At 38.8% G+C, this 25467-nt stretch carries 20 protein-coding genes and 2 pseudogenes; 8 read left to right on the top strand and 14 right to left on the bottom strand.

Features of this window, described 5'->3' with window-relative positions:
• Window positions 1-122: 122 nt before the first annotated feature.
• The 3 genes from G0028_RS11075 to G0028_RS11065 are packed head-to-tail and all read right to left on the bottom strand — an operon-like array spanning window position 123 to window position 4060.
• Window positions 123-1571, bottom strand: coding sequence for an LLM class flavin-dependent oxidoreductase (locus tag G0028_RS11075; RefSeq protein ID WP_180045953.1), 1449 nt, complete (start codon window positions 1569-1571; stop codon window positions 123-125).
• Window positions 1571-2815, bottom strand: a complete 1245-nt coding sequence (locus G0028_RS11070; protein ID WP_180045951.1) for an SfnB family sulfur acquisition oxidoreductase — start codon at window positions 2813-2815, stop codon at window positions 1571-1573. Before G0028_RS11070 ends, G0028_RS11075 begins: the two co-directional genes overlap by 1 nt.
• Window positions 2816-2839: 24 nt before the next feature.
• On the bottom strand, window positions 2840-4060 hold the full coding sequence (locus G0028_RS11065; protein ID WP_180045949.1) for an SfnB family sulfur acquisition oxidoreductase: 1221 nt from the start codon (window positions 4058-4060) through the stop codon (window positions 2840-2842).
• Window positions 4061-4437: 377 nt separating this feature from the next.
• Between G0028_RS11065 and G0028_RS11060 the strand changes: the two genes are divergently transcribed.
• The 3 genes from G0028_RS11060 (at window position 4438) to G0028_RS11050 (ending at window position 6393) form a co-directional block, all read left to right on the top strand.
• Window positions 4438-5202: a glutathione S-transferase family protein gene (locus G0028_RS11060; RefSeq protein ID WP_130073293.1), complete on the top strand. Its 765-nt coding sequence runs from the start codon at window positions 4438-4440 to the stop codon at window positions 5200-5202.
• A 382-nt stretch (window positions 5203-5584) separates the two neighbouring features.
• Window positions 5585-6055 carry an Lrp/AsnC family transcriptional regulator gene (locus G0028_RS11055; protein WP_065993943.1) on the top strand — a complete coding sequence of 157 codons (471 nt, stop codon included), beginning with the start codon at window positions 5585-5587 and terminating at the stop codon, window positions 6053-6055.
• A 26-nt stretch (window positions 6056-6081) separates the two neighbouring features.
• A complete protein-coding gene (locus tag G0028_RS11050) occupies window positions 6082-6393 on the top strand; it encodes a hypothetical protein (protein WP_180045947.1) in 312 nt (103 codons plus the stop codon).
• Here the strand turns inward: G0028_RS11050 and G0028_RS11045 are convergent.
• Window positions 6388-7293, bottom strand: coding sequence for a LysR substrate-binding domain-containing protein (locus tag G0028_RS11045; RefSeq protein WP_180045989.1), 906 nt, complete (start codon window positions 7291-7293; stop codon window positions 6388-6390). The two genes, G0028_RS11050 and G0028_RS11045, sit on opposite strands and share 6 nt — an antisense overlap.
• Window positions 7294-7391: 98 nt before the next feature.
• On the opposite strand from G0028_RS11045, the gene trpB reads away from it, so the two are divergent.
• Together trpB and trpA are read left to right on the top strand one after the other, a co-directional pair.
• Window positions 7392-8606: a tryptophan synthase subunit beta gene (gene trpB, locus G0028_RS11040; protein WP_130073295.1), complete on the top strand. Its 1215-nt coding sequence runs from the start codon at window positions 7392-7394 to the stop codon at window positions 8604-8606.
• A gap of 1 nt (window position 8607) precedes the next feature.
• Window positions 8608-9387, top strand: a complete 780-nt coding sequence (gene trpA, locus G0028_RS11035) for a tryptophan synthase subunit alpha (RefSeq protein ID WP_180045945.1) — start codon at window positions 8608-8610, stop codon at window positions 9385-9387.
• A 107-nt stretch (window positions 9388-9494) separates the two neighbouring features.
• On the opposite strand, the gene G0028_RS11030 is transcribed toward trpA, so the two are convergent.
• From G0028_RS11030 to purT, 5 genes are all read right to left on the bottom strand, one after another.
• Window positions 9495-12623: an efflux RND transporter permease subunit gene (locus G0028_RS11030; protein ID WP_180045943.1), complete on the bottom strand. Its 3129-nt coding sequence runs from the start codon at window positions 12621-12623 to the stop codon at window positions 9495-9497.
• Window position 12624: 1 nt separating this feature from the next.
• Window positions 12625-13821 (bottom strand): efflux RND transporter periplasmic adaptor subunit, encoded by a 1197-nt coding sequence (locus tag G0028_RS11025; protein WP_130073298.1) that lies wholly within the window; start codon window positions 13819-13821, stop codon window positions 12625-12627.
• Between the two features lie 169 nt (window positions 13822-13990).
• Window positions 13991-15160 (bottom strand): succinyldiaminopimelate transaminase, encoded by a 1170-nt coding sequence (dapC, locus tag G0028_RS11020; protein ID WP_180045941.1) that lies wholly within the window; start codon window positions 15158-15160, stop codon window positions 13991-13993.
• Window positions 15161-15209: 49 nt separating this feature from the next.
• Complete coding sequence (glnD, locus tag G0028_RS11015) at window positions 15210-17876, bottom strand: [protein-PII] uridylyltransferase (RefSeq protein ID WP_174492475.1); 2667 nt, start codon at window positions 17874-17876, stop codon at window positions 15210-15212.
• A 31-nt stretch (window positions 17877-17907) separates the two neighbouring features.
• Window positions 17908-19113 (bottom strand): formate-dependent phosphoribosylglycinamide formyltransferase, encoded by a 1206-nt coding sequence (gene purT / locus G0028_RS11010; RefSeq protein ID WP_180045939.1) that lies wholly within the window; start codon window positions 19111-19113, stop codon window positions 17908-17910.
• 788 nt (window positions 19114-19901) lie between these two features.
• On the opposite strand from purT, the gene G0028_RS11005 reads away from it, so the two are divergent.
• From G0028_RS11005 to G0028_RS21365, 3 genes and pseudogenes are all read left to right on the top strand, one after another.
• The gene (locus G0028_RS11005; RefSeq protein WP_180045937.1) at window positions 19902-20282 is read left to right on the top strand and encodes a hypothetical protein; all 381 of its coding nucleotides are present in this window, start codon (window positions 19902-19904) and stop codon (window positions 20280-20282) included.
• A gap of 24 nt (window positions 20283-20306) precedes the next feature.
• Window positions 20307-21345 (top strand): annotated as a pseudogene (locus G0028_RS11000) (IS3 family transposase).
• A 103-nt stretch (window positions 21346-21448) separates the two neighbouring features.
• Window positions 21449-21934: pseudogene (locus G0028_RS21365) on the top strand (transposase).
• A gap of 155 nt (window positions 21935-22089) precedes the next feature.
• Here the strand turns inward: G0028_RS21365 and G0028_RS10990 are convergent.
• The 5 genes from G0028_RS10990 to cydP are packed head-to-tail and all read right to left on the bottom strand — an operon-like array spanning window position 22090 to window position 25435.
• Window positions 22090-22386 (bottom strand): cyd operon YbgE family protein, encoded by a 297-nt coding sequence (locus G0028_RS10990; protein ID WP_130073304.1) that lies wholly within the window; start codon window positions 22384-22386, stop codon window positions 22090-22092.
• A gap of 4 nt (window positions 22387-22390) precedes the next feature.
• Complete coding sequence (gene cydX, locus G0028_RS10985) at window positions 22391-22492, bottom strand: cytochrome bd-I oxidase subunit CydX (RefSeq protein ID WP_002120988.1); 102 nt, start codon at window positions 22490-22492, stop codon at window positions 22391-22393.
• Window positions 22493-22515: 23 nt separating this feature from the next.
• Complete coding sequence (gene cydB / locus G0028_RS10980; protein ID WP_130073305.1) at window positions 22516-23661, bottom strand: cytochrome d ubiquinol oxidase subunit II; 1146 nt, start codon at window positions 23659-23661, stop codon at window positions 22516-22518.
• Entirely contained in the window at window positions 23658-25244 is a 1587-nt protein-coding gene (locus tag G0028_RS10975; RefSeq protein WP_180045934.1) for a cytochrome ubiquinol oxidase subunit I, read from the bottom strand. Before G0028_RS10975 ends, cydB begins: the two co-directional genes overlap by 4 nt.
• Entirely contained in the window at window positions 25244-25435 is a 192-nt protein-coding gene (gene cydP / locus G0028_RS10970; RefSeq protein WP_174492480.1) for a cytochrome oxidase putative small subunit CydP, read from the bottom strand. The genes G0028_RS10975 and cydP overlap by 1 nt, the downstream gene beginning before the upstream one ends.
• Between the last annotated feature and the right edge of the window lie 32 nt (window positions 25436-25467).

Raw genomic sequence — 25467 nt, 5'->3', positions numbered from 1 at the left:
ATGGATATTCCCTCTCCTCAAAGGAGAGGGTTGGGGAGAGGTTCATTTTATAAATACCCCTCATCCTAGCCTTCTCCCAAAGGGAGAAGGAACGCTCATTACTTACTCATATTTCATTTAAATTAAGCACTTTGCTTATGCACATTTACCGAATTTGGCTCGGTGTTTTGTTTATCGGTTGAGCTTTGACATCGAAAGTGTGAGGCAGGGTGTTGTGCTGTTAAATGATCGCCGTGATTGAAAATTTTGCTTCTTAATGTTCCGCTGGCGTATTCAGTTTTAAATCTGCCACGTTGTTGAAGTTCAGGAATCACCAATCGAATAAAATCATGGTGAGATTCAGGTGCGACAGTTCGTGTTAGGTTAAAGCCATCAATCCCAGTTTCATCAATCAGTTGGATTAGGCGTTTTGCTACAGTTTCACCACTGCCAACGATCAAAGGATAACGACCACCAAGTTTATGCTGTGCTTTTAGATCATTGGGCGTGATCTTATTTTCCTTAAACTTGTTATTTACTGACGCAATGCTATTGGTTTGTTGATAGGGAATGGCTTCATCATCTGCATATTTGGAAAGATCAATACCCACAGAACTTGAAAAATGAGCCAAACCTGCTTCAGGACTTGCATAGCTTGCATATTCTGCTAATTTTTCTTGCGCCAATTGATCAGTTTCTGCCGTAACTACGGTGATACCAACAAAGATTTTAATATCTTCAGGATTTCGCCCTTGCTGTACCGTCAATTCACGGATTTTATCGACTTGCTGTTTAATCTTTTCAGGTTGATCACCGCCAATAAATACACATTCCGCATGACGGGTTGAAAATGCCAAGCCACGTGGTGAAGCACCTGCTTGGAATAAAACAGGCGTACGTTGTGGAGATGGTGAAACTTGGAATACGCCTTCACTTTGGTAAAACTTGCCATGATGTTGAATTTGATGAACTTTACTAGGGTCAGTGAAAATACGATTGGTTTTATCTTTTAAAACAGCATCATTTTCCCAAGAACCTTCCCAAAACTTATAGCAAAGCTCTAAAAATTCCTCAGCCTGTTCATAACGTAGATCATGGTCTTTTAAACCTTTTTGACCAATTAATCGTTCGGCGCTGTCTAAATAACCTGTGACAATGTTCCAACCAATACGACCTTGTGTAAGATGATCTAAGCTCGCAAAGCGCCGTGCAAATTGATAAGGCGATTCATAACTTAAATTCACCGTAACACCAAAACCAAGATTTTGAGTGATGCTTGCCATTGCCGAAATCAGGGTGGAAGGATCGTGGCTTGGTAATTGAATCGATTCTTTTAAAGTTAAATCAATGCCATGCTGATAGACATCATAAACTCCTGTAATATCAGCGATAAACAAGCCATCAAATAAACCATCTTCTAAAGTTTTAGCAAGATCAGTCCAATAATTCAGTTCATTAAAACGATGTGATTCATCTCGTGGATGTGTCCATAGTCCATGATTGATATGACCTACACAGTTCATATCAAATGCATTGAGTAGGATCTGTTTTTTCGAGTTATGATTTTCGGGAGTCTGATTTAATTGCGTCATTACAATGTCCCTCTACGTGGTGGAAGGATATTGTTTAAGGCATAGTTCCCAATAAAATAATATTTCCAACGTGATGCATCATGTAGGGTATGCACACGGGCATTACGCCAATGACGATCTAAACCATCGGTACGTTGGCTACCGCGGCTACCTGCAAGTTCAATCAATTTTGACGATGCTTTGAGCGCTGTTTCAGTGCTGTGCGCACGTACTTTTGCAACATCAATTGAAGCTTTGGCAATGTTTTCATCTGTTGGATGGGGCTTGGCTGCATCTATGGACTGAGCCGCTTGTTTTAATAGAACTTCACTGGCACGTACATCCGCAGCAATGCGACCAATTTCATAAATGGTCAGTGGGTCTTGGTCAGCACGTTCAACATTGGAATCGATCCAAGCGCGCGCTTTTTTGACACGTTCAATGGTTTCTTCAAATGCAGCTCGGGCAATGCCTGTTTCAATGGCAGCATGCATGATTTGCGCAAATGGGCCAACTAAGGTTGGAGTCGTAAAGGCAGTATCAAAACGAACTACATCTTCGGCTTCGACAAAGACTTGGTTGAATTTAACCGTGCCACTACCTGTAGTTTTTTGCCCGAAACCCGTCCAATCATTGATGCGTTGTACGCCTTGAGCATCCGATGAAATAAAGGCTAAAAACTCACGCTCTTGATCATCACGCACCAATGTCGGGATACGATGGGCAAATAAGCTCCCTGTGCAATAAAATTTTTCACCATTTACAAGGTATCCATGCTGATTTTTACTTTGAGTTTGCGTGATTTGGGTATGCTTTTGGGCTGCCGTTTTTGTTTTAAATTCTGCTAAAGCATTACCATAACGTGCACCTGCAAGAACCTCTGCATAAAATTTCTGCTTTTGTTGTTCTGTACCATTATTGCGCAATACTTCTAAAGCATAAAAATGGTTTTGCGGAATTTGCCCAATCGAACCATCAACACCGCTGAATAATGCAATGATTTTTGCAACCGTAAGACTTGAGACCTCAGCACCGCCATATTGTTTTGGCACAGTAATCGCCCATAAACCAGACTGGCTAAAGGCTTCAATTTCATCAAAAGGTAAAATACGATTAGCATCACGGAGTACCGCATTTTGTTTAAATTGTTGGCTGAGTTGTTGCGCAATTTCCAACGCTTCTGCATCCGTTTTGATGATGTGTGCTTTGCCAAAAGGTTGGTTTTGAGCTTCTAAAGTTTTGTTAATATTTTGAAATGTGGTCATTTGATTCTCCCTGATTTTTAACCATTAAATCCATGCATGACGTTGGTTTTGGATGCCATTTAAGTAGTAGTTACCAATTGCATAAAATTTCCAACGCACAGGGTCATGTAAGGTATGAACACGGGCATTACGCCAATGTTGATCGAGATTATGTGTTTCTAAACTTGAGCGACTGCCACCGAGTTCGATCAATTTTTCTGAAATGATCAGTGCCGCATTATTGGCATAGACTTTAGCTTCTGCCACGATGATTGAGGCTTTACTGGCTTGTTCTACACTAATACCTGTTTCAGTACTTTGTGACAGGAAATCCAGTTCATCAAGATAGTCAGCGGCTTCATCGAGTAGTAAAATGGCAGCATCCAATAACACATTTAACTTGCCAACTTCTTGTAAGGTATAGGCTTCAAAACTGGCTTTTTCGACATTAGCATCAACAATTGGGCGTGCTTTATGAATGGTAGAAATAGTTTCAGCAAATGCGGCTTCTGCGATCCCGACATCAATTGCGACTTGGATGAGCTGTGAATAGGCCCCACGGTATTTTGTTGCATCTGCTAATACGTGTTCATTCATGATCAGTTCAGGATTGACCACGACATTTTTAAGGCGAACTGTGCCACTCGCTGTAGTACGCTGACCAAAACCATCCCAGTCATCGACAATTTCAACTCCTTGAGATTTGGCATCAATAATAATTAATACAATATGCCCTTCAGGATGGAGGGCGCGAATGGCTAAATAATCAGCAAAATATGAACCCGTGGAATAGAACTTTTCACCATTTAAAAGGTACTGACCATTTTCAAAACTTAAACGCGTTTCGATGGTTTTTGTGTCTTTGCTATAACGTTCAGGCCCACCGTTAGCAATGCGTTTACCTTTTAAAATTTCGCTGTATATAAACTGTTTTTGCGTTTCACTTGCAATACTTTCAATGGCATTGAGTAAACCAAATTGATTCTGAGGAATCTGTCCAACATTTGCATCAGCTTTGCTTAAAATACGAAAAACATGCGCCAAAGTTTTATTAGAAACTTCAGCACCGCCATATTTTTTTGCAATGCGAATTCCACCTAGCCCTTTTTGACTAAATTGCTCAATAACATCAACGGGCAAAATACGTTGTTGATCACGAATATTTCTTTCAACCAATGCAAAATCAGCCACTTGAAAAGCAGAGTTAATCGCTTGTTGATCATTTTCAATGTGATGTGCGAGTTGTGCTGAATTAATATGAGTCATATCGATACCTTTCAATAGATATCAAAACGCTAAGCACAAAAGCATGAAAAATTAAACGAACTATTATGCTATTCTTATATGAATAAAGTTTTAAAATTAAAATTGCATAAAAAATATTTTTTAATTATAAGTTAAGTATTTGTTTAGTATGATGAAAATTAATTTCAAGCGATTAAAGTGGGTCGCGTTGAGAAACTCATATTCAATTTAAGAATAAAGATTGATTAAACTCATATAAATTGATGATGACAATTTGAATAATTGCCCATTTTTTTGAACAAAAAGTACATTGTAATTTTTTAAGTGAAAAGTTAAAGTAGATGTAATCGCTTGGTATTATTCTAAAGCTTTGATTAAAAAAATAATTTGGAGATTATATGCGCACCCTTTACCAATTTCCTTTGTCGCATTACTGTGAAAAAGCACGTTGGTTACTTGATCATAAAGAAATCGATTTTGTAGCACAAAATATGATGCCTGGGGTGCATCGAGCATTTGCTCAATTGAAAACAGGGCAAAATAAACTACCGATTTTAAAAGATGGTGAGCGCTGGATTGCCGACTCTACCCAAATTGCATTGTATTTAGATGATCAGTATCCAGAACATACTTTGCTTCGTTTAGATACGCAACTTCGTCAACACGCATTAGAAATCAATGCGATTGCCAATGAATTGGGATTACATGTACGCCGTTGGGGTTTAGCACAGGCTTTATCGACCAGTGATGAACCTTTAGAGATTATGTTGGGTGAAAAAGGTTATTTACGCCAATTCGAAAAATTTTCCAAACCTATTTTAAAAACGTTGGTTTCAAAAAGCTATCAATTGGATGTGGAAAAAGTTGCTGAATCTAAACGTAAAATCGATGAAATTACGCAACAACTTAATAGTAAACTTGTTGAAAATCAATGTCGCTATTTGGTGGGCGACCGCTTAGGTTTGGCAGACATTGCCGTCTGTTCTATGCTTGCACCCTTGTTATTTTTAAATGGAACACCGTGGGAAGTTGAGTCTGAGCAAAGTGTATCGGAAGAGGTTAAAAATTATAAAAATGAGTTGCTGAATTTGCCAATAGGGCAATATGTACAGCGTATTTATATGACTGAGCGGAACGCACGAGTCGATTGGCGCGGGATCTAATCGTTACATCATCATGTCAGTTAGTGAACAATATGAGGGTGAATTGCGTAGAATCGAGTTATGCATTTTTGCTTACAGGACTAGATGATTTGAAAAATGATCATTTTATTTTGAGTATGACATTATTGAATTAAGCTTATTTTGATTTACCACAAATATTCATGATTGATTTTTTCATATACATATTTTGTTTTATGACGATGGTATCCGAGATATAAACATTAAAATTTGGAAAAAATTATCTTAAAAAGACCATAATAAGAAAAAAATTCTCAGAAACATTGCGATATACTGAAGATCAGAATGAATTTTAAATCAATCCAAAAAGACGATTAGATTCAAAAATACAGATGATTAAATACGGGCTAAGCTGGAGTCAATAATGGAACTAGATCGTTACGATAAGCAAATTTTAGAAATTTTGACGCATGAAGATATTAATCTAAATGAGCTATCTGAGCGGATCAATTTATCGGTCAGTTCTGTACATCGTCGTATTAAGCATTTAATCGAAACAGATATTATGACCAATTTAAAACGTGATATTAATTACGAGAAATTAGGTTTTAAATTACATGTGATTTTGCAAGTCTCACTCAGTAAACATGACACCGATACTTTTGCAAAATTTTTAGAAGAATTAGAAAATATTCCCGAAGTCATTAATGCATTTTTAGTGACAGGTCAGTCGGCGGACTTTTTAGTCGAAGTCGTTGCAAAAGATATGGAAAACTATAGTGAAATTTTACTGAAAAGGATTGGTAAAATTGAGTTTGTCGTGGCACTGCACTCGAGTTTTGTGATTAAAGAATATAATGTTTTTAACTGTAGCGGCTTATTAAGTCGTGTTTAACACCTTAACATGATAAGAAAAATAAGATGAAAATGACGTTGAGATTTTTTGGGGTTGCAAACCTGATTTTGCTGATTTGGTTTGCGGTTGATTTTATGACTGTATATGAAATCATTCCTCATTTTTCAGGTATTTTTAATCTCATTTTTAACGTCATTTTCTTTGTGGTGATGTATTTAATATGGCTATGTGCGACATTAGACTTGTTTCAAAAATACGATAAAATTGAGCGTATTTTTTATAGAATATTACTCGCATTATGTTTATGGATTTGCTCAACTGTTGTGGGCGGTATTTTAGTTGTATGGTTGCATATAAAAATGGGATGGCAACTATAATGAAGCAGAACATGCGCTTGAATTTTGCGTGATCAGCCAATGTTGTAGCGATTGAATATGCTCATTTTTTATTGATTTTTTTAGGTAGCATAAAGAAAATAATAAACCACATTCGACAAAGCCAAATGGAGCAATCAACCGTCCGCTTAAAAGTTCTTTTTCCACTAAACTCTGCGGTGCGATGGCAATGCCAAGATCGGATGCCGCCGCTTCAATCATCAAATTGAGATGTTCAAAATAGCGTTGTTGTTTGGCTTGCGAAATATCGAGTTTATGTTGTGTCGCCCACAGTTGCCAAGCCTGTTGGTTGGATTGGGTGTGTAATAGCGTATGCTGAAAAATATCGGAAATGTGATGTAATTTTCGTGCACGTTGTGGTGTACATACAGGTCCGATCCGGTCTTGAAATAAAGTAATATTTTGAATATGTTCTGGGAGTTTATCCAGTTGGCTATGGCTAAGAATTAACGCATCAATTTGATTTTTTTCGAATAATTTTAGATCATTACTACTCATCAGTTTGATGCAAATTTCAGGATATTGCGCTTCAAAATTTTCTAATTTAGGAATTAGCCAATGTGCCATAAAGCTTGTGGGCGTAGCTAAAACTAACTCATGTTGTGTGGGTTGTTGACGGATTTGTTCAAGGCACTGATCTAATCCGCTAAAAAGTTGTACACAGCTACTAAATAATGCCTGCCCATCTACAGTTAAGGCTGCACCATGTGCATGACGAATCAGTAATTTTTTTCCAACCCAAGCCTCAAGTTGTTTGATTTGATGACTCACTGCGCTATGTGTGACACATAATTCATCTGCCGCCATGCTAAAACTACTATGACGTGCTACAGCTTCAAACATGCGTAGTGCGTTGAGTGGTGGAAGTTGATATTTAGGCATGATGTTAGTTTTTTTCACATAATGATCTGAGTTTATATCAATTTTAATATTCTACAAAATCCATAAAATAACCATCATAAAGTTATAGGATCGTGGTAATGACAGATTTATATACAGGCGATGGACCAGATGAACTTGGGCGTTTTGGGCAGTTTGGTGGTAAATATATGCCTGAAAGCTTGATGTTAGCAATTAATCAACTTGAAACTGCATTTAATGAAATCAAACATGATCCTCAATTTTGGGCTGAATATCAGCAATTATTAAATGATTTTGTCGGGCGTCCAAGTCCATTATTTTATGCAAAAAATCTAACAGCTTTGTGTGGTGGTGCAAAAATTTATTTAAAGCGTGAAGATTTAAATCATACAGGTGCACATAAAATCAATAATTGTATTGGACAGATTTTATTGGCACGCAAAATGGGGAAAAGCCGCATCATTGCTGAAACAGGTGCAGGGCAGCATGGCGTAGCAACGGCGACAGTATGTGCCTTATTTAACATGAAATGTGTCATTTTTATGGGGGAGACAGATGTACAGCGTCAACAGATGAATGTTGAGCGGATGAAATTGTTAGGTGCAGAAGTCCACAGTGTGAAAAAAGGCAATGCAACCTTAAAAGATGCCATGAATGAAGCCTTACAGGATTGGATTCGTCATGTAGACAGTACTTATTATCTGCTCGGGACAGGCGCGGGGCCGCATCCCTATCCGATGATGGTACGTGAATTTCAAAAAATTATTGGAAAAGAAGCCCGTGAGCAAATTTTACTAAAAGAACAAAAACTTCCGGATGCTTTAGTGGCATGTATTGGTGGGGGTTCAAATGCAATTGGTTTAATGCATGCCTTTTTAAAAGATGAACAGGTGCAATGTTTTGGTGTTGAAGCTGGCGGTAAAGGTTTAGATACTGCTTATCATGCAGCTTCATTGTCAGGGGGCAAGCCCGGTGTTTTACATGGAAATTTGACCTATTTATTACAAGATGAGGATGGTCAAATTATTGAGGCACACTCTATTTCAGCTGGTTTAGATTATCCAGGTGTAGGTCCTGAACATGCTTTATTAAAGGAAACAGGACGAGTTAATTATGTCAGTGCAACCGATGACGAAGCCATTGCTGCCTTTAAATTACTCACGCAAAAAGAAGGTATTATTCCTGCATTAGAAAGTTCACATGCCATTGCTTTTGCATGTAAATTGGCGAAAAGCATGCATTCCGAACAGGTCATTATTGTCAATTTGAGTGGTCGTGGTGATAAAGACATGCATAGCGTGAAAAATTACGACAATAACAATAAGGAAGTATAAGATGAATCGTTTAGATGTTCGTTTAGCGCAATTAAAGCAGCAACAACGTAGTGGTTTGGTGTGTTATTTCACGGCAGGGGCGCCTGACTATTCAAGTAATGTCGCATTACTAACCCAAATTGGGCAAGCAGGCGCAGATATTATTGAATTAGGTATGCCATTTTCAGATCCTGTTGCTGATGGTGAAGTGATTGAAGCGGCACATCATCAGGCGATTTCACAAGGACATACATTGGCAAAAACCTTACAATTGGTCAAAGAAATTCGTCTGAAAGATGAGCAAACACCAATTGTGCTCATGGGCTATGTCAACCCAATTTTGCAATATGGCTTTCAACAATTTTTACAAGATGCCAAAGGCTTGATTGATGGGCTTTTGATTGTAGATTTACCTTATGAATATCAAAGTGAATATTTACATGATGTAGAACAGAATCAAATCCACTTTATTTGTTTAACTGCACCTTCAACCCCCAAAGAACGTTTGGCACTGATTGCTCAAAATGCACAAGGATTTTTGTATCACGTGGCAGAAAATGGGGTCACAGGTATGCAGCGGCAGCAGCAAAACTTGGATGAAAAAATTGCTCAGTTAAAGCAATATTTTACGATTCCAATTGGTATTGGTTTTGGTATTAAAACCGAACAGGATATTGCAGCATTAAAAAATAAGGCAGATTTGGTGATTGTAGGAACAACGCTTGTAGAGTGTTTGGCACAATCAGGTGTAGCTGCAACTTTGCAAAAAGTCCAGAAATTTGCAAAAGTTTTAAGGGATTAGACCGAGCCCCCCTACCATTGCCAAAAGATCTAAAGCATATAAACAATAAACGCCTTCTTAAAAAATGAAGAAGGCGTTTATACGATGTAGATCAAAAATGACCTGTCTCAGGCTTTGGACTTTTTAAAGCCTTTGATGATGCGGTAAAGATCATCAATAAAGGTATAAATCACAGGGATGACCAAGAGAGACAAGAATGTACTAGTAATGAGTCCACCAATGACAGAAATTGCCATGGGTGCACGAAAACTTGGATCTGTGCCGATACCAAGCGCAATCGGTAACATACCTGCACCCATTGCCAAGGTTGTCATGATGATAGGACGTGCACGTTTATGACACGCATCCAATAAGGCATTAAAACGAGAGTAATTTTTTTCACTTCTCGCAATAATGGCATAATCGACCAATAAAATTGAGTTTTTACTGGCAATGCCCATCAGCATAATCAGACCAATAAGACTCGGCATGGATAAACTACTTTTAGTTAAAATCAACAACACAAATGCACCACCTAAAGAGAGTGGTAATGCCACCAAAATGGTGATGGGCTGTAAAAAGTCTTTAAATAAAAGAACCAAGACAACATAGATACATAAAATACCTGTGAGCATGGCTAAGCCAAAACTAGAGAATAACTCCTGCATGACTTCAGCATCACCAATGTCTGTACGTTTCACTGTTGGTGGTAAATTTTGCATGGTCGGGAGTTGATCAACTTTAGCCGTGATGTCGCCCAAAGGTTGATTATTCAATTCAATATTAAAATTAATATTGCGCATACGGTTAAATCGATCAATTTGTGATGGACCACTTTCAATATTAATGTCAGCAATCGTGCCGAGCATGACAGGGCCATGACTGCCTTTGACCATAAGCCGTTTAATCAGGTCTTGGTCTTGGCGTGCTTCGAGGCTGAGTTTGATGACCACAGGAATTTGTCGTTGTGATAAATTCATTTTGGCAAGGTTTTGATCAAAATCTCCTGCTGTTGCAATACGCAAAGTTTCTGCAATATCTTGTGTGGTTACACCTAAATCTGCTGCTTTGGCAAAATCAGGACGAATCACCAGTTCGGGGCGCACTAAGGCTGCACTCGAAGTAATACTGCCGATATTGGGAATAGTGCGTAATTCACGTTCTAGTTTTAATGCCGTTGCCATGAGGCTTTCTGAATCATCACCTGAAAGCGCCAACTGATATTGACTATTATTTCCTGCTAAGCCGACTTGAATACGTGCACCGGGAATGGGTGCAAGACGTTGCCGAATTTGCTCTTCAATGCTTTGTAAACTTGTAGAACGATCACTACGTGGTGTGATTTGAATCGTTAAGGTTGCTTTGCGTGGCTCAGAGGATGCACCACCTGAAAAGGGATCTGTACCCGCAGCACCGCCACCAATAGTGGTATAAATACTTTTGATTTCGGGATGATTCTGAATTAACTGTCGTGCATATTCTGCTGTTTTTAAAGTTTCATTAAACTGAGAACCCGGTGTTAACTCCAAACGGACTTGGGTTTGTCCTGTATCTGGCGGTGGCATAAAACCCGTCGGTAATAGACCAATTAAGGAAAGAGAACCAATAAAAAATAAAATAGCAGCCGATAACGTTAACCACCGATGATGTAGACACCATGTCACCATCTGCATATAGCCTTGCATGACACGACCATCTTTTTTTCGGTCTTTTGCAAGCGCAGCTTGACCTTGATCGATTGAAGAATCTTCAGTGGCTATTTGTGCATCTTCGACTTTATGTACCCACGGTTTTAAAATATAAGCTGACATCATGGGGGTGAGTAAACGGGCAACCAATAATGAGGCAAAGATGGCTAGAGCGGCTGTCCAACCAAACTGAACAAAGAAACGACCTGCGATTCCACTCATAAAGGCTGTTGGTAAAAAGACAGCAATCAGGGTAAATGTTGTCGCAATCACAGCTAAGCCAATTTCATCCGCCGCTTCCATGGCTGCTTCATAGGGCGTTTTGCCCATTCGTAGATGCCGTATGATATTTTCAATTTCAACAATCGCATCGTCGACCAAGATTCCGACGACCAAAGACATTGCCAATAATGTGACGACATTTAAAGTAAACCCCAAATAATACATGCCAATCAAAGCAGGTAAAATCGACAAGGGGAGTGCAGTTGCGGCAATAATGGTTGCTCGCCAATCGCGTAAAAATAACCACACCACTAAAATCGCTAAAATTGCACCTTCATACAGTAAGGACATTGAGCCTTTATAATTGTCAGCAACAGGTGTGACAAAGTTAAATGCTTCAGTGATTTTAATGTCCGGATGCGCAGCTTTTAACTTGTCTAAGGCTACTATAACGCCTTTTTCAACATCAACTTCACTTGCGCCTTTGCTTCGGGTAATTTCAAAACCAATCACAGGTTGACCATTGAGCAAAGCGGCTGAACGCCGTTCGGCAAAGCTGTCTTTTACTGTGGCAACTTGGTCTAAACGAATATGTCGTCCATCATTGAGTGCAATGTCCATCGCTGCAATTTCATCTGCAGTCTTGACGGTGGCAATGGTACGAATTGATTGTTCACTACCGCCAATTTTCGTTTGACCACCAGAGGCATCCTGTTGGGTTAGGCGTAGCTGTCGAGTAATTTCGGTGGCTGTAGCATTCAGTGCCAATAATTTTTCAGGTTGAATTTCGACGTCAACTTGACGTGTTACACCACCGACACGTGCCACAGCACCGACACCTTTGACTTGCAGCATGGCGCGTGTAACGTCGTAATCGACAAACCATGACAGTGCCTCTTCATCCATACGGGGTGACTGAATGGTGTAGGTTAAGATTGGTGACCCTGATAGATTGATTTTACTGACAATCGGATCACGTACATCTGTCGGTAAGTCAGAACGTATTTGTGAAACGGCATTACGTACGTCATCGACAGCTTCTTGTAAGGGTTTTTCAAGCTGAAACTCTGCGGTGATGACCACGACACCATCTTGAATATTGGCATATTGGTTCTTTAAACCTTGAATGGTGGCAATCGAGTTTTCAATTTTACGCGCCACTTCTGTTTCAAGTTGTGGTGGAGCTGCACCTGGTAAACTCGCAGTCACTGTGACCATGGGGAGTTCAATGTCGGGGAATTGTTGTATTTTCATCCAATGAAAACACATCAATCCCGCTAGTCCCAACATGATAAACAGTAAAATCGCAGGAATTGGATTTCGGATTGACCATGCAGAAAAATTCATGTTAATTCTCCTGCTGAGTCATCAGTTGTTTGCTGAGAGGTGTTTCAGGAATATTGGCAGCCACTTTGACTAAGTCACCATCGCTAAGAAAGCCTGTACCTGAAGACACCAATTTGACATTTTCAGGCAAATCTAGAATTTCAACCAAATCATTTTGACGACGTCCAACGGTCACTTTTTGCTGTTTCACACGGTTGTTTTGCTGCACGACAAATACATAAGAAAAACCATCACGCAGTAACAAAGCCGACTGTGGAATGGTCAGTGCAGATTGTTCACCGAGTTCAAATTCTCCTTTAACAAACATACCCATACGTACCGCTTGCGTGAGGGGTAAATCCACATAAACTAAACCATAACGTGTTTGTGGGTCGATCACAGGAGCGATCATTCGGACTGTTCCTGTAACCGCATTTTGGTTGGGATCAGGAGAAATGATTTTCGCCTTCATGCCTTGTTTAAGTTTATACAAATCTGTTGTGGTAATTTCTGCACGCCATTCAAGACGATGATCACGGATAAGACGAAAAAGTTCTTGTCCGGTTTGTGCCAATGAACCTACCGTTGCTGAGCGTGCTGAAATCACACCATTGTCAGGCGCGATGACACGAGTTTGAGCTAAGCGCAGTTCATTACTTTTAATTTGTGCATCTGAAGCTTCTAAGCGTGCTTGCGCGGTGGCTTGAGAAGTTTGGTATTGGGTTGACTCTTGGGCTGAAATCGCACCTGTATTGCGCAGTTGTTGAATACGTTTATTGTTAATCACTGCATCATTCAGTACAGCTTGTGCTTCTTTATAATTGGCTTTGGCTGTGGCTAATTCTGCACGAATCGTATCACTATTGATTTCAGCAAGCACTTGACCACGTTTTACTTGATCACCTACATTGACATACACTTTGGTAATACGTTGTCCAGACAGCTCACTGCCGATGACAACTTCTTGCCAAGCGGCAATATTGCCATTGGCTGTGAGTGTTTGTTGCCAATTTTGACGTTCAGGTTGAATGACGGTAACGGTTAAAGCTGCTTTAGGTTGACTTTTTTCAGCAGGTTGCGTGACAAGCGTTTGTTCTGACTTTTTAGCTTGAGATTGCCACCACCAAATTGTCACTAAAATGACAAGAATAAGAACAGCTAAAATAAGCCAATGTTTACGACTAAAACCTTGATGAGAAGAAGGTTCTGAATGATTCATTGTGTTTTTTCAGAGTTATTTACATTTAAGCAGTATAGACAAATTTATGAAAAATGTTGATGTATCGTGTAATCGTTTTGGAAATAAAAAAATCCCCGACAGGTCGAAGATTTTTTAACGCTTGATCTACTGAAATTTAAAGATGTAAGGTGTTTCTAAAATGACACGCTTACAAAATGGCTTTTAAGCGCTGAATGACTTGTTCACACTGTGCAATGTCAGCAACTAATGCCATACGGACATGATTTTCACCTGGATTCCCCTGTGCTGTATCACGAGATAAATAACGTCCCGGCAGCACTTTGATATGCGCTTTTTCCATCAACATTTTGGCAAAATGTTCATCATTGTCGACTTTTAGCCAATAATAAAAGCCTGCATCAGGTTTTTGTAAAGGTAAAAGGTGACCTAATTCATTTTGAAATAATTCAAATTTGGCACGGTACAATTGACGGTTTTCTTCGACGTGTTGCTCGTCATCCCAAGCAGCGATGGATGCTAACTGATGTTGTACAGGCAATGCTGCACCGTGATAAGTACGGAATTTTAAATAAGGTTGTAGTAAGTTGGCATCACCTGCCACAAAGCCTGAGCGCATCCCAGGTAAATTTGAACGTTTAGACAAAGAGTGGAACACGATACAATTTTTGTAATTATCACGCCCTATTTCAGCACAGACTTCAAGTAACCCTACAGGAGCTTCATCGAACCATAATTCTGAATAACATTCATCCGATGCAATGACAAAATTATATTGATCAGACAATGCAATGAGTTTTTTAAATTGTTCTTTTGACAGTACTGCACCTGTTGGATTGCCCGGTGTACAGACAAATAAAAGTGCTGTTTTTTGCCATACTTCGGCAGGTACAGCATCAAAGTCACCTAAATAACCATTTTCTTCAGTACAATTAATGAAATAAGGAGTTGCACCTGCAAGTAGCGTTGCGCCTTCATAAATTTGATAAAACGGATTGGGCATCACCACATATGGGTTTTCATCTCGGTTAATTAATGCTTGTACAAAAGAGAAAATCCCTTCACGTGTGCCTGAAACAGGCAAAATTTGAGATTCAGCACTGATTGTATTGAGTTTAAAGCGGCGCGTTAACCAATGCGCAATGCTTTGGCGTAATTCAGGCAAACCTTTACTATTTGGATAAGTGGAAAGATGCTTAAAATTATCAATAATCGCTTGTTTCACAAACTCAGGTGCAGGATGCTTTGGTTCACCGATGGAAAGAGGAATCAAAGGCATTGCTGCGGGTTGTACATCCTGAAATAACTGATTAAGTTTTTCAAATGGATAAGGATGTAATAAAGACAAACTTGAGTTCATGAAACAATTACCATGATGTGAAAATAAAATTAAATGATCACACTAAACATTAGTGTGGGTGTGAAACTTGATGAGAAGCTTCATCTAAAGCTGCCTTTAACTGTGAGGCAAACAATTCAGCTTCCTCCTCATTTAAAGGTGAGCCATCTTTTTTGGTGACAAAGAAAATATCTTCTGCACGTTCACCTAAGGTTGCAATTCTAGCAGAGTGAATGTCCAAACCTTGCATCATAAATAGACCACCTACTTTGGCAAGTAAACCTGGGTGGTCTAAGGTTGCAATTTCAACCATATTTTGCTGTAAGGCTTCATTCAAGCTGACATCCACAGTATTTTCAATGTCAAAGTGACGCAGTTGGCGTGGAATACGGCGTTGCATTACCCCAGGATATTTATCTGACTGACTTAAGGCTTTCACCAGCGCTTCTTTGACTGTTTCTTCACGATCAGGATCTGTTAATAAAGTTCCGAAACGGTCTAGAACCACATAAGTATCTAAACTAAATGCTTTGGTCGCAGTGATAATCCGCGCATCTTGTACATCTAAATTCATACGATCAAGTACAGCCACCGTGGTTGCAAATAAATTTGGTTGATCACGTGTATAAATAAACAGCTGCACAGCATCTTGTGCTGCTTTTCGGTGCGCACGTAAGAGCACTAATGGTGCAGGATTATCACCATGCTGCAAAATGGCGCGTGTGTGCCATGCAATTTCATCGGCTGATTCTTTAAGGAAATACTCATCGCCCAGTTCTTGCCATACTTTTTCAACTTCATCTAAGGCAAATTCATCGACTAAAATTTCACTGGCTGCAAATTTACTGTCTTCGATCAGCATTTGATAATCGACAGGACGCCCTAAACCTGAGCGAATCACATCGCGCGCATGTGTGTAGAGTTGACGCATTAATGATGAACGCCAAGTATTCCAAAGCTTTGGATTGGTTGCGTTAATATCGGCAACAGTTAAGGTATATAAATAATCCAGATGTTCCATGTCGCCAATTTTTTCAGCGAATTCTTTTACCACATCAGGGTCTGAAATATCTTTTTTCTGTGCTGTGATAGACATCAATAAATGATTTTGAATCAGGTAAGCCACAAGGTTACATTCACGTTCAGTAAAACCATGTGCACGACAGAACTCAATCGCATCGACTGCACCCAATTCACTATGATCACCACCACGACCTTTGGCAATGTCATGGAATAAGGCTGCAAGGAATACAATATCTCGGCGGTTTAAACGTTGGAACACCGAGCTGACCACAGGATAATCTTTAGCGAATTCAGGTTCTTTAAAACGATTTAAATTACGGAGCAACAATAATGTATGTGCATCAACGGTATAAATATGGAATAAATCATATTGCATCAAGCCCATAATTTGTCCAAATGCTGGAATATAATTTCCTAAAACACCATAGCGTTTCATCGCGACCATCGTGTCATACAAACGATAAGGTGAACGAATAATTGCCATAAATAAGGCTTGATGAGTAGGATTACTACGATAATTTTGGTCGATACGTTTAGCCGCCAAAGTCAATAAACGTAAGGTTCTTGCACGAATCCCTTGAATCTCAGGGCGATTTGCCAACAGATAGAAAATTTCTAAAATGGCACTCGGATTTTCAGAAAATATCTTGTGATGTTGTACGGCAAGTTTGCCATCGACCAATTTAAAATGTTCATTGATGATTTCAATATTACGTTCATAATTGGGCAAACGTGGTGTAATGACTGACTCATTAAAATAGGCAAGTAGCATTTCATTTAAGGTAGACACTTGCTGCGCAGTCCGATAATAGCGTTTCATAAACTGTTCAATTGGATAATTGATATGTTTACCTTCTTCTTTTTTATAGCCGAAAATACCTGCAATTTCACGTTGATAATCAAACAATAAACGATTTTCATCACGTTTGGTTAAACGGTGTAAATGGTGGCGAATTTCCCAAAGGAAATTTTCAGATTCTTCTAAAACACCAAGTTCAAACTCTGAAATAAACCCTAAATGGACGAGGTCATAAATGCGATTGACACGGAAATGACGTTTTGCAATCCAACCAATTTGGTTGATGTCGCGAATGCCGCCTGGTGCATTTTTAATATCGGGTTCTAAATTACTTTCAGTATTATTATGTTGCGCATAACGGCGAGCTTGTTCATCCATCTTTGCATCAAAGAAGGTTTTATCTGTCCATGTCTGTGAAACCACACGGCGTGGCCATTTGATCAAGTGCTGATTGCCTGTAATCAAACGCGCTTCGATTAATGCCGTCGCGACTGTGAGATCATTGGCAGCTTGTTCAAAACAAGTTTGAATGCTACGAACGCTAACTCCTGGTTTAAAGTTACCAACGTCCCATAAAGAGGAAATAAAACTCGAAACAATGTGTTCTTGTTCAGCGGTTAAATCATTTTCTGACAAGATCATAATGTCTACGTCAGAGTAGGGTAACATCTCACGGCGACCATAGCCACCGACCGCAAAAAGACTCAAATCTGTTTGATCGAGTCCTGCATGTTGCCATAAAAAAATCAGCGCTTCATCAATAAAATTAGAACGGGTATGGATCACCTCACGAATGGGCTGTCCTTGTTCAAACGCCTCCTGCAGTTGTTGTTCTACATCGGTACGCCATTGGTTAATGGCTTGAATATCATGATTACTACTGACGTAATTCAACAGAGGAGACGTGTTGATCATAAAATTATTGTCCGTAAATTTTTCTAAAACATTAGTTCTGTTGCACTGTGACTTTTGAAGCCGTTTCAAATGCTAACTCACGTGCTTGTTCTGTTGTTTCAGCACGTGCTGTTGCCACACCCATGCGGCGACGTTTAAAACCTTCAGGTTTACCAAACAGTCTTAAATCTGTATTTGGATTTTCTAAAGCAAGATTTAAGCCAGAAAATTCTAAATTTTTCGCATCGACACCTGCATAAATCACAGCACTTGCTGCAACGCTATGACGTGCTGTATTGACAGGTAAGCCCAAAATTGCGCGTGCATGAAGTTCAAACTCACTTTGGAATTGTGAAGCAAGCGTGACTAAACCAGTATCATGCGGGCGTGGTGATACTTCACTAAACCATACTTTGTCACCTTTGACAAATAGTTCTACCCCAAAAATACCACAACCACCGAGTGCAACAGTCACTTTATCGGCAATACGCTTGGCTTCAGTTAAGGCAGCATCCGTCATGGGTTGCGGTTGCCAACTTTCTACATAGTCACCTGCATCTTGGCGGTGTCCAATTGCATCGCAAAAATGGGTTTCAACTTCGCCTGTTTCTGGATTTTTAGCACGTACAGTCAGTAGGGTGATTTCAAAGTCAAAATCAATCTGTGATTCAACAATGACGGTACCTTGGTTAACACGACCACCAGTTTGTGCATATTCCCAAGCAGCATCAACTTCAGCAAATGCTTTAACGCGTGATTGACCTTTACCTGATGAAGACATGACAGGTTTAACGAAGTTTGGATAGCCAATATCATCACATGCTGCACGGAAACTTTCTAAACTATTTGCAAAACGATAAGCAGACGTCGGTAAACCGAGTTCTTCAGCAGCCAAACGACGGATTCCTTCACGGTTCATGGTGAGATTGACCGCTTTGGCAGAAGGAATGACGGTTGCAATATTTTGTTCTTCGATTTCAATGAGGACTTGTGTCGCAATGGCTTCAATTTCTGGCACGATCAAGTTTGGTTTTACTTTTTCGATGAGTTGTTTTAATTGTTCAGGGTCTGCTATATTTAAGGCATAAGCAAAATGTGCAACTTGCATTGCGGGCGCATTTTCATAACGATCTGCTGCATGTACTTCGACACCTAGGCGTTGTAATGAAATCACGACTTCTTTGCCCAATTCTCCTGAACCCAAAAGGAGTACTTTAAAAGCAGAAGATTGGAGTGGAGTACCAATAGTTACGCTCATGCGATTCTTCCGTGTTTAATTATTTATAACCCTAAGCATAGCAGAACTGGGGGAGGTGTTAAGCTTAGATTGAAAGAATTATCAAAGATTTTGTTAGACAATTTTAAAAATATAAATATGTATGTTAATTCAGAATAAAAGTTCCTAAAATATCCGCCTGCACATCAGTGATGATATAAAACAAGATTAGTTATGAGCTTTGACAGAGGTTTAAACAGTGAATGAAATTCGCTCTAGTTCAAATTTTGATTTTTAGTTTGGTTTTTTGTGGTCTGTGGGGTTTTGCTTTGGCTCAGATTCGCACTTTTCAAATTCTAAAAAATCTTAAAAATAACGATCCAATTCTATTGAAGTTGGGCTTAACCATTGCTGTAGGCTTTTATATTGTTTTTTGGGCAAAGACATATTTCCATATCGTATTTAGATGTTTTATGGGTGAACGTTGTCATGCTACACAAAATAGTGAATTAATTTATTTGGCGTTATTTGGTTGTTATGTCGTATTTTTTAAAATAGTATTTTGGCTCTTATATAAGATCTATAAAAAATGTCTTCATCTAAGTTCAAAATACATGGTCTACCTTTTATAGGAACATGTAATTTGAGTTCATTTAACATGACATTAAAAGTTGACCAAGAAATGCCTGTTAGTCTCTTAAATTGAATATCTGTAAGCTTTTGAATATCAATATATCTCATTCTTAAATTATGCATGAAATTTAAGAAATATTGTGATTTAAAAATAAGCAATTAACTGAGCATTTTTTGATTTATGAAAGAGACCTATTGTGAATATAAAAAATATATCAGATAAAAAGATGGCGATTTTATTTATTTTAATAGTCGTTATTTTTTGTATTTCCGAATTTGGTGAAAATTATTTTTTCAAGAAAAAGGCTATGTATTTGGCTGAGAAAGAGTACTTTATACATGGGTGTTTGTCACTACAGAAAGTCTATTTTTATAAAAATTCTTTTAAAGAGTATGATGTAAATATTGATGGAAAAGTTTATTATTATTTGGATGTAAGTTCAATTAATTTCCCTTTTTCAAAGAAAAGTTTTTATTTTTATAAAAATATTAAAAGTAGTGTGAAATGTTACCCTATAAAATATATTGAAGTTGATATTTTAAATAGTCGGAGGGTGTATATTTATGATTTGATTTAAATATCATTATTTTTATATTTAATCATGAGCATTCTAAAACAAGCTGAAGCAGGCACACCTGTACCCAATCTTTGCCGAGAGCATGGAATGAGTACAGCAACATTTTATAAATGGAAGACGAAATACAGTGGTATGGATCTCTCATTGATGACCCGTTTGAAAGAGCTCGAAGCTGAAAATGCACGTTTAAAAAGAATGTATGCTGATGAGCGACTTAAATCAGATGTACTACAAGATGCATTATCAAAAAAGTTTTAAGGCCACGACAGCGCAAATTACTTGCTCAGCAAGCCATTGAGCAATTTAATATTTCAGTCTGCATGGCCTGTTTGGTCTTCAACGTGAGTCAAACCTGCTATCGTTATCAGGCTCGTTTGGATGATGAGAATCAGCAGATTGCGGAATACTTAATACAACTGACGAATACTCATAAAACATGGGGTTTTAAACTGTGCTTTCTATATTTATGCAACGTTAAGCAGTACAAATGGAACCATAAGCGAGTTTATCGAATATATAAGGAGCTTCAGCTAAATTTAAGAATCAAACCAAACGAACGAATACAACGTGAAATCCCTGAGAAGCTTACGGTGCCTGTTGTTCAGAATGAATCATGGTCGATGGATTTTATGTATGATCAGTTGAGTGATGGACGAAGTTATCGTGTCCACAATGTCATTGATGACTATATCGTGAGTCTTTGATCATGGCAGTAGACTTTTCTATGCCTGCCCAAAGAGTTCTGAGAGACTTGGATCAATTGATCGAATGGCGAGGTAAGCCTAAGCGAATACGTAGCGATAATGGTCCAGAATACATTAGCGAATTAATGGATGAGTGGTGTAAACAGCATGAAATTGAGCATGTCTTTACCCAACCAGGTAATCCACAGCAGAATGCTTATGTTGAACGTTTTAATCGAACAGTACGTTATGAATGCTTAAATCAGCATTTATTTGAAAATATTGAGGAGGTTCAAAACTGTACAACAGCGTGGCAGTACTTCTATAATCATGAAAGACCTCATATGGCGATTGATGGTAGGCCACCTAACTTTAAATGATAACAATGGCTTAGAACTTTCTATTTTTGACCTCAATTAATAATGGGGGTATTACCATTTGATTTACAGAAAAAATTACCTAAGGGAGAAGGATTCGATTGGAATGTTATTATTGTCGATGCAACAGAAATTCCAATTCAACGCCCTAAAAAAACAGAAAATAAGCTATAGTGGTAAGAAAAAAGCCCATACGTTTAAAGTTCAAGCAATAATTCATTATAAAACACAAGAAATATTAAGCTTGAGTATGTGCAAAGGTAGTCAACATGATTTTGAATTGTTTAAGAAAAACTTGAAATTGATACCAAAAGATTCATTTATATTAGCAGATAAAGGCTATCAAGGGATTTACGATATTTATGAGAATAGCCTAATTCCAGTGAAGGCAAAAAAGGGACAAAAGTTAGCAGAAGAGCTGAAGTTTTATAACTGAGAAATCAATAAAAGACGTATAGGGATTGAACATGTATTTGGGAAATTAAAAACATTCAAAATTCTATGTGAAAGATACAGAAATAGAGATAAACGTTTAGGATTGAGATTCAATTTAATTGCTGGAATTTACAACTTTCAATTGGCTAAAAAATGATTTATGAAAGAGACCTAATATCCATTTTTATATAAATTGTATAAAATACTTTTTAGTACATGAACTTTCATAACGCGAATATTAAGCCAGCTTACAATCTTAATGATTATCAAAAATAAAAAACCCTGAATAAATCAGGGTTTTCTTTTAAAGGATCAGGTCAAGAACCACGTGTAATAGCCCCAAAGCATGAGTGGCCATGCAACATAAGGGCTAAATAACCATTTCCATAACCAAAACCGTGGCAGAAATCCTACGCCATGAATAAATCCACCTGAGATCCCGATCATCACCAACATTAAAACCGTATGGTTATAGTGACCATTGGCATCGAGCATCATTGCAGGATGGAGTAATAAAACCGCAGCTAAAGGCAATGCCATTAAAAATGAAACTGCCATAGCAAATTTGTTAGGCTTACTTTCTTCTGTTGTCATTGCGATTTCTGTCATGTTGTTATTCCTCATCTAAATCTTGATGATGTTCAATGTAGAGCGCACTGAGCACACCTGCAAAACATGCCATCAAAATCCCAAGAATCCAAGCAAAATACCACATATTTGTTCTCCTTCGACTTTAACTTAGTAAAGACTGTGTGAATTTTCTTGTACATGTTTGTTGGTGATCACACCCCACATTTTGTAATAACACCAAGTGGTATAACACAAAATGATCGGTACAAAGATACATGCAGCAACAGTCATGACAGTTAAAGTATTTTTACTTGAAACAGCATCCCACATGGTCAAGCTTGCAACTGGGTTGATGCTTGATGGCATAAGGAATGGGAACAATGCAAAACCAGCAGTGAGGATTGCACCCACAATCATGAGTGAAGTACCTGTGAAACTCAAGCCTGCTTTGCCTTTAGCCGCTGAGGCAATCACGATTAAGCTACCCAAAATTGCCATAATCGGTGCAATCATGGTAATTGGATAAGTTGAATAATTATTCATCCAACCGTGGTTGTTGTTGGTAATGACTTCTTTAGCCAAAGGATTAGCAACGCCATTGGTATCAAAAGGTTGAGCAAGTGTATAACCTTCGATATTACCAAAGTATAACCATGCCCCCGCACCTAAGAAACATACGAGGAATACGATACCCATTAATTGTGTTGCTTTCGCAGAACGTTGGCGTAATGCACCATCTGTACGGAGCATAAGCCACGCACCGCCGTGGGCATTCAGCATAGAAAGGCTGACTAAACCACAAATTAAAGCAAATGGGTTTAAGAGTGCAAAGAAGCTACCTGTGTAAGTTGAACGTACAGTTTCATCTAAAGTGAACGGTACGCCTAGGAACATATTACCAAATGCAACACCAAATACCAGTGCAGGAACAGCACCACCGATGGCTAAACCCCAATCCCAAGATGTACGCCATTGGGTATTTTCAAGTTTAGAACGGTAGTCAAAGCCTACTGGTCGTAAGAACAGGGCAAACAGTACGAGTAATAATGCCCAATACATACCTGAAAAGGCAGTTGCATAAACCATCGGCCATGCAGCGAATAAGGCACCACCTGCGGTAATGAACCAGACTTGGTTGCCGTCCCAGTGTGGGGCAATCGTATTGATTGCCGCACGACGTTCGTCATCTGTTTTGCCTACAAATGGCATGATGGCCATAGAACCCATGTCGAAACCATCGGTGAGGGCAAAGCCAATCAGTAGAACACCAACAAGCACCCACCAAATGATTTTCAGTAATTCATATTCGATCATGATTGAGCCTCCCCAACAGCTTGGTTTTGAGCTTCTAATTTTTCAAAATGATATTTACCTGTATGCAAAGAACTTGGTCCTAAGCGCGCAAATTTGATCATTAAGTACATTTCGATGATGAGAAGAACAGTATAGAACGCTGCAAGTGCAATGATTGAACCCCAAACGTCACCTGTACTTAAGCTAGATGCTGATAAATGTGTTGGTAATACTTCACCAATGGTCCATGGTTGACGACCACCTTCAGCCACATACCAACCTGTTTGAGTTGCGATCCAGGGTAAAGGCAATGCATACAGTGCAAATTTAAGCAACCACGGTTTATTTTCTGCATTACGTTTAGCCACTGCATATGTTGCCAGAATGAACAGTAATAACATTAAGAAACCAGAAGCGACCATCGCACGGAATGAGAAGAACAATGCAGTGACATTTGGAATCGTATCTTTTGTTGCTGCTTTAATATGATCTTCAGACGCATCTACAACAGTGGGTGTGTATTTTTTAAGAAGTAAGCCGTAACCTAAGTCTTTTTGATTTTGTTCAAATGATGCCAACAACTCAGGAGAGCGATCACCCGCACGTAATTTTTCAAGTTCACTATATGCCACCATACCGTTACGGATACGTGCTTCATGTTGAACCATCAAATCTTTAATGCCCATCACTTCTTTGTCTAAAGAACGTGTCGCAATGATCCCCATCACATATGGAATACGGATAGCATAATCAGTACGCTGTTCTTCTTGGTTTGGAATACCAAACAAAGTAAATGGTGCAGGCGCAGGATGGGTATCCCATTCAGCTTCAATGGCTGCAAGTTTAGTTTTTTGAACATCACCCAACTCATAACCAGACTCGTCACCCAGTAAGATCACAGACAATGTCGATGCTAAACCGAAGATGGCAGCAATGGCAAAAGAACGGCGTGCAAAAGGCATGTCACGTTTTTTCAGCAAGTAAAAACTTGAAATAGCTAAAACGAAAATTGCACCAGTCACATAACCAGAAGAAACCGTATGAACAAATTTGACTTGGGCAACCGGGTTGAAAATCAACGCACCGAAGTCTACAAGTTCCATACGCATAGTTTCATAGTTAAATGCAGCCCCGACAGGGTTTTGCATCCATCCATTAGCGACTAAAATCCACAATGCCGACATGTTGGAGCCTAGGGCGACGAGCCATGTCACGGCTAAATGTTGAACTTTAGAGAGGCGATCCCAGCCAAAAAAGAACAAACCAATAAAAGTTGATTCCAAAAAGAATGCCATTAATCCTTCAATAGCAAGCGGCGCACCGAAAATATCGCCCACATAATGTGAGTAATACGCCCAGTTTGTACCGAATTGAAACTCCATGGTTAAGCCTGTAGTTACACCTAAGGCAAAGTTAATACCAAAGAGTTTTCCCCAGAATTTAGTCATGTCTTTATAAATTTCTTTACCAGAAATCACGTATGTGGTTTCCATAATGGCAAGAATAAAAGCTAAACCTAGAGTTAAAGGCACAAAAATAAAGTGATACAACGCGGTCATTGCAAATTGGAACCGCGAAAGATCGACCACGCTTTCAGAAATCATCAACGTGTCTCCTTAGTTTGGGAAGGACTGCCAGCAATACGCTCAGCAACTTGGTTATCAAAATCTTTAGGAATCGTCGGAGCATCAAACCAAATATGTTTGATGATAAGTAAAAGAATGACCTTAATTATTAAAATGATCGTAATTTCTCTGACTAGACGACGATTTATATCAGTGCGTTTAAAGCTCATAACAAAGCCTATTTTTAAACTCTGTTTATATT

It is taken from the genome of Acinetobacter piscicola (assembly GCF_015218165.1).
Classification (GTDB): Bacteria; Pseudomonadota; Gammaproteobacteria; order Pseudomonadales; family Moraxellaceae; genus Acinetobacter; species Acinetobacter piscicola_A.
This window is presented reverse-complemented; position numbering and strand designations above follow the sequence as displayed.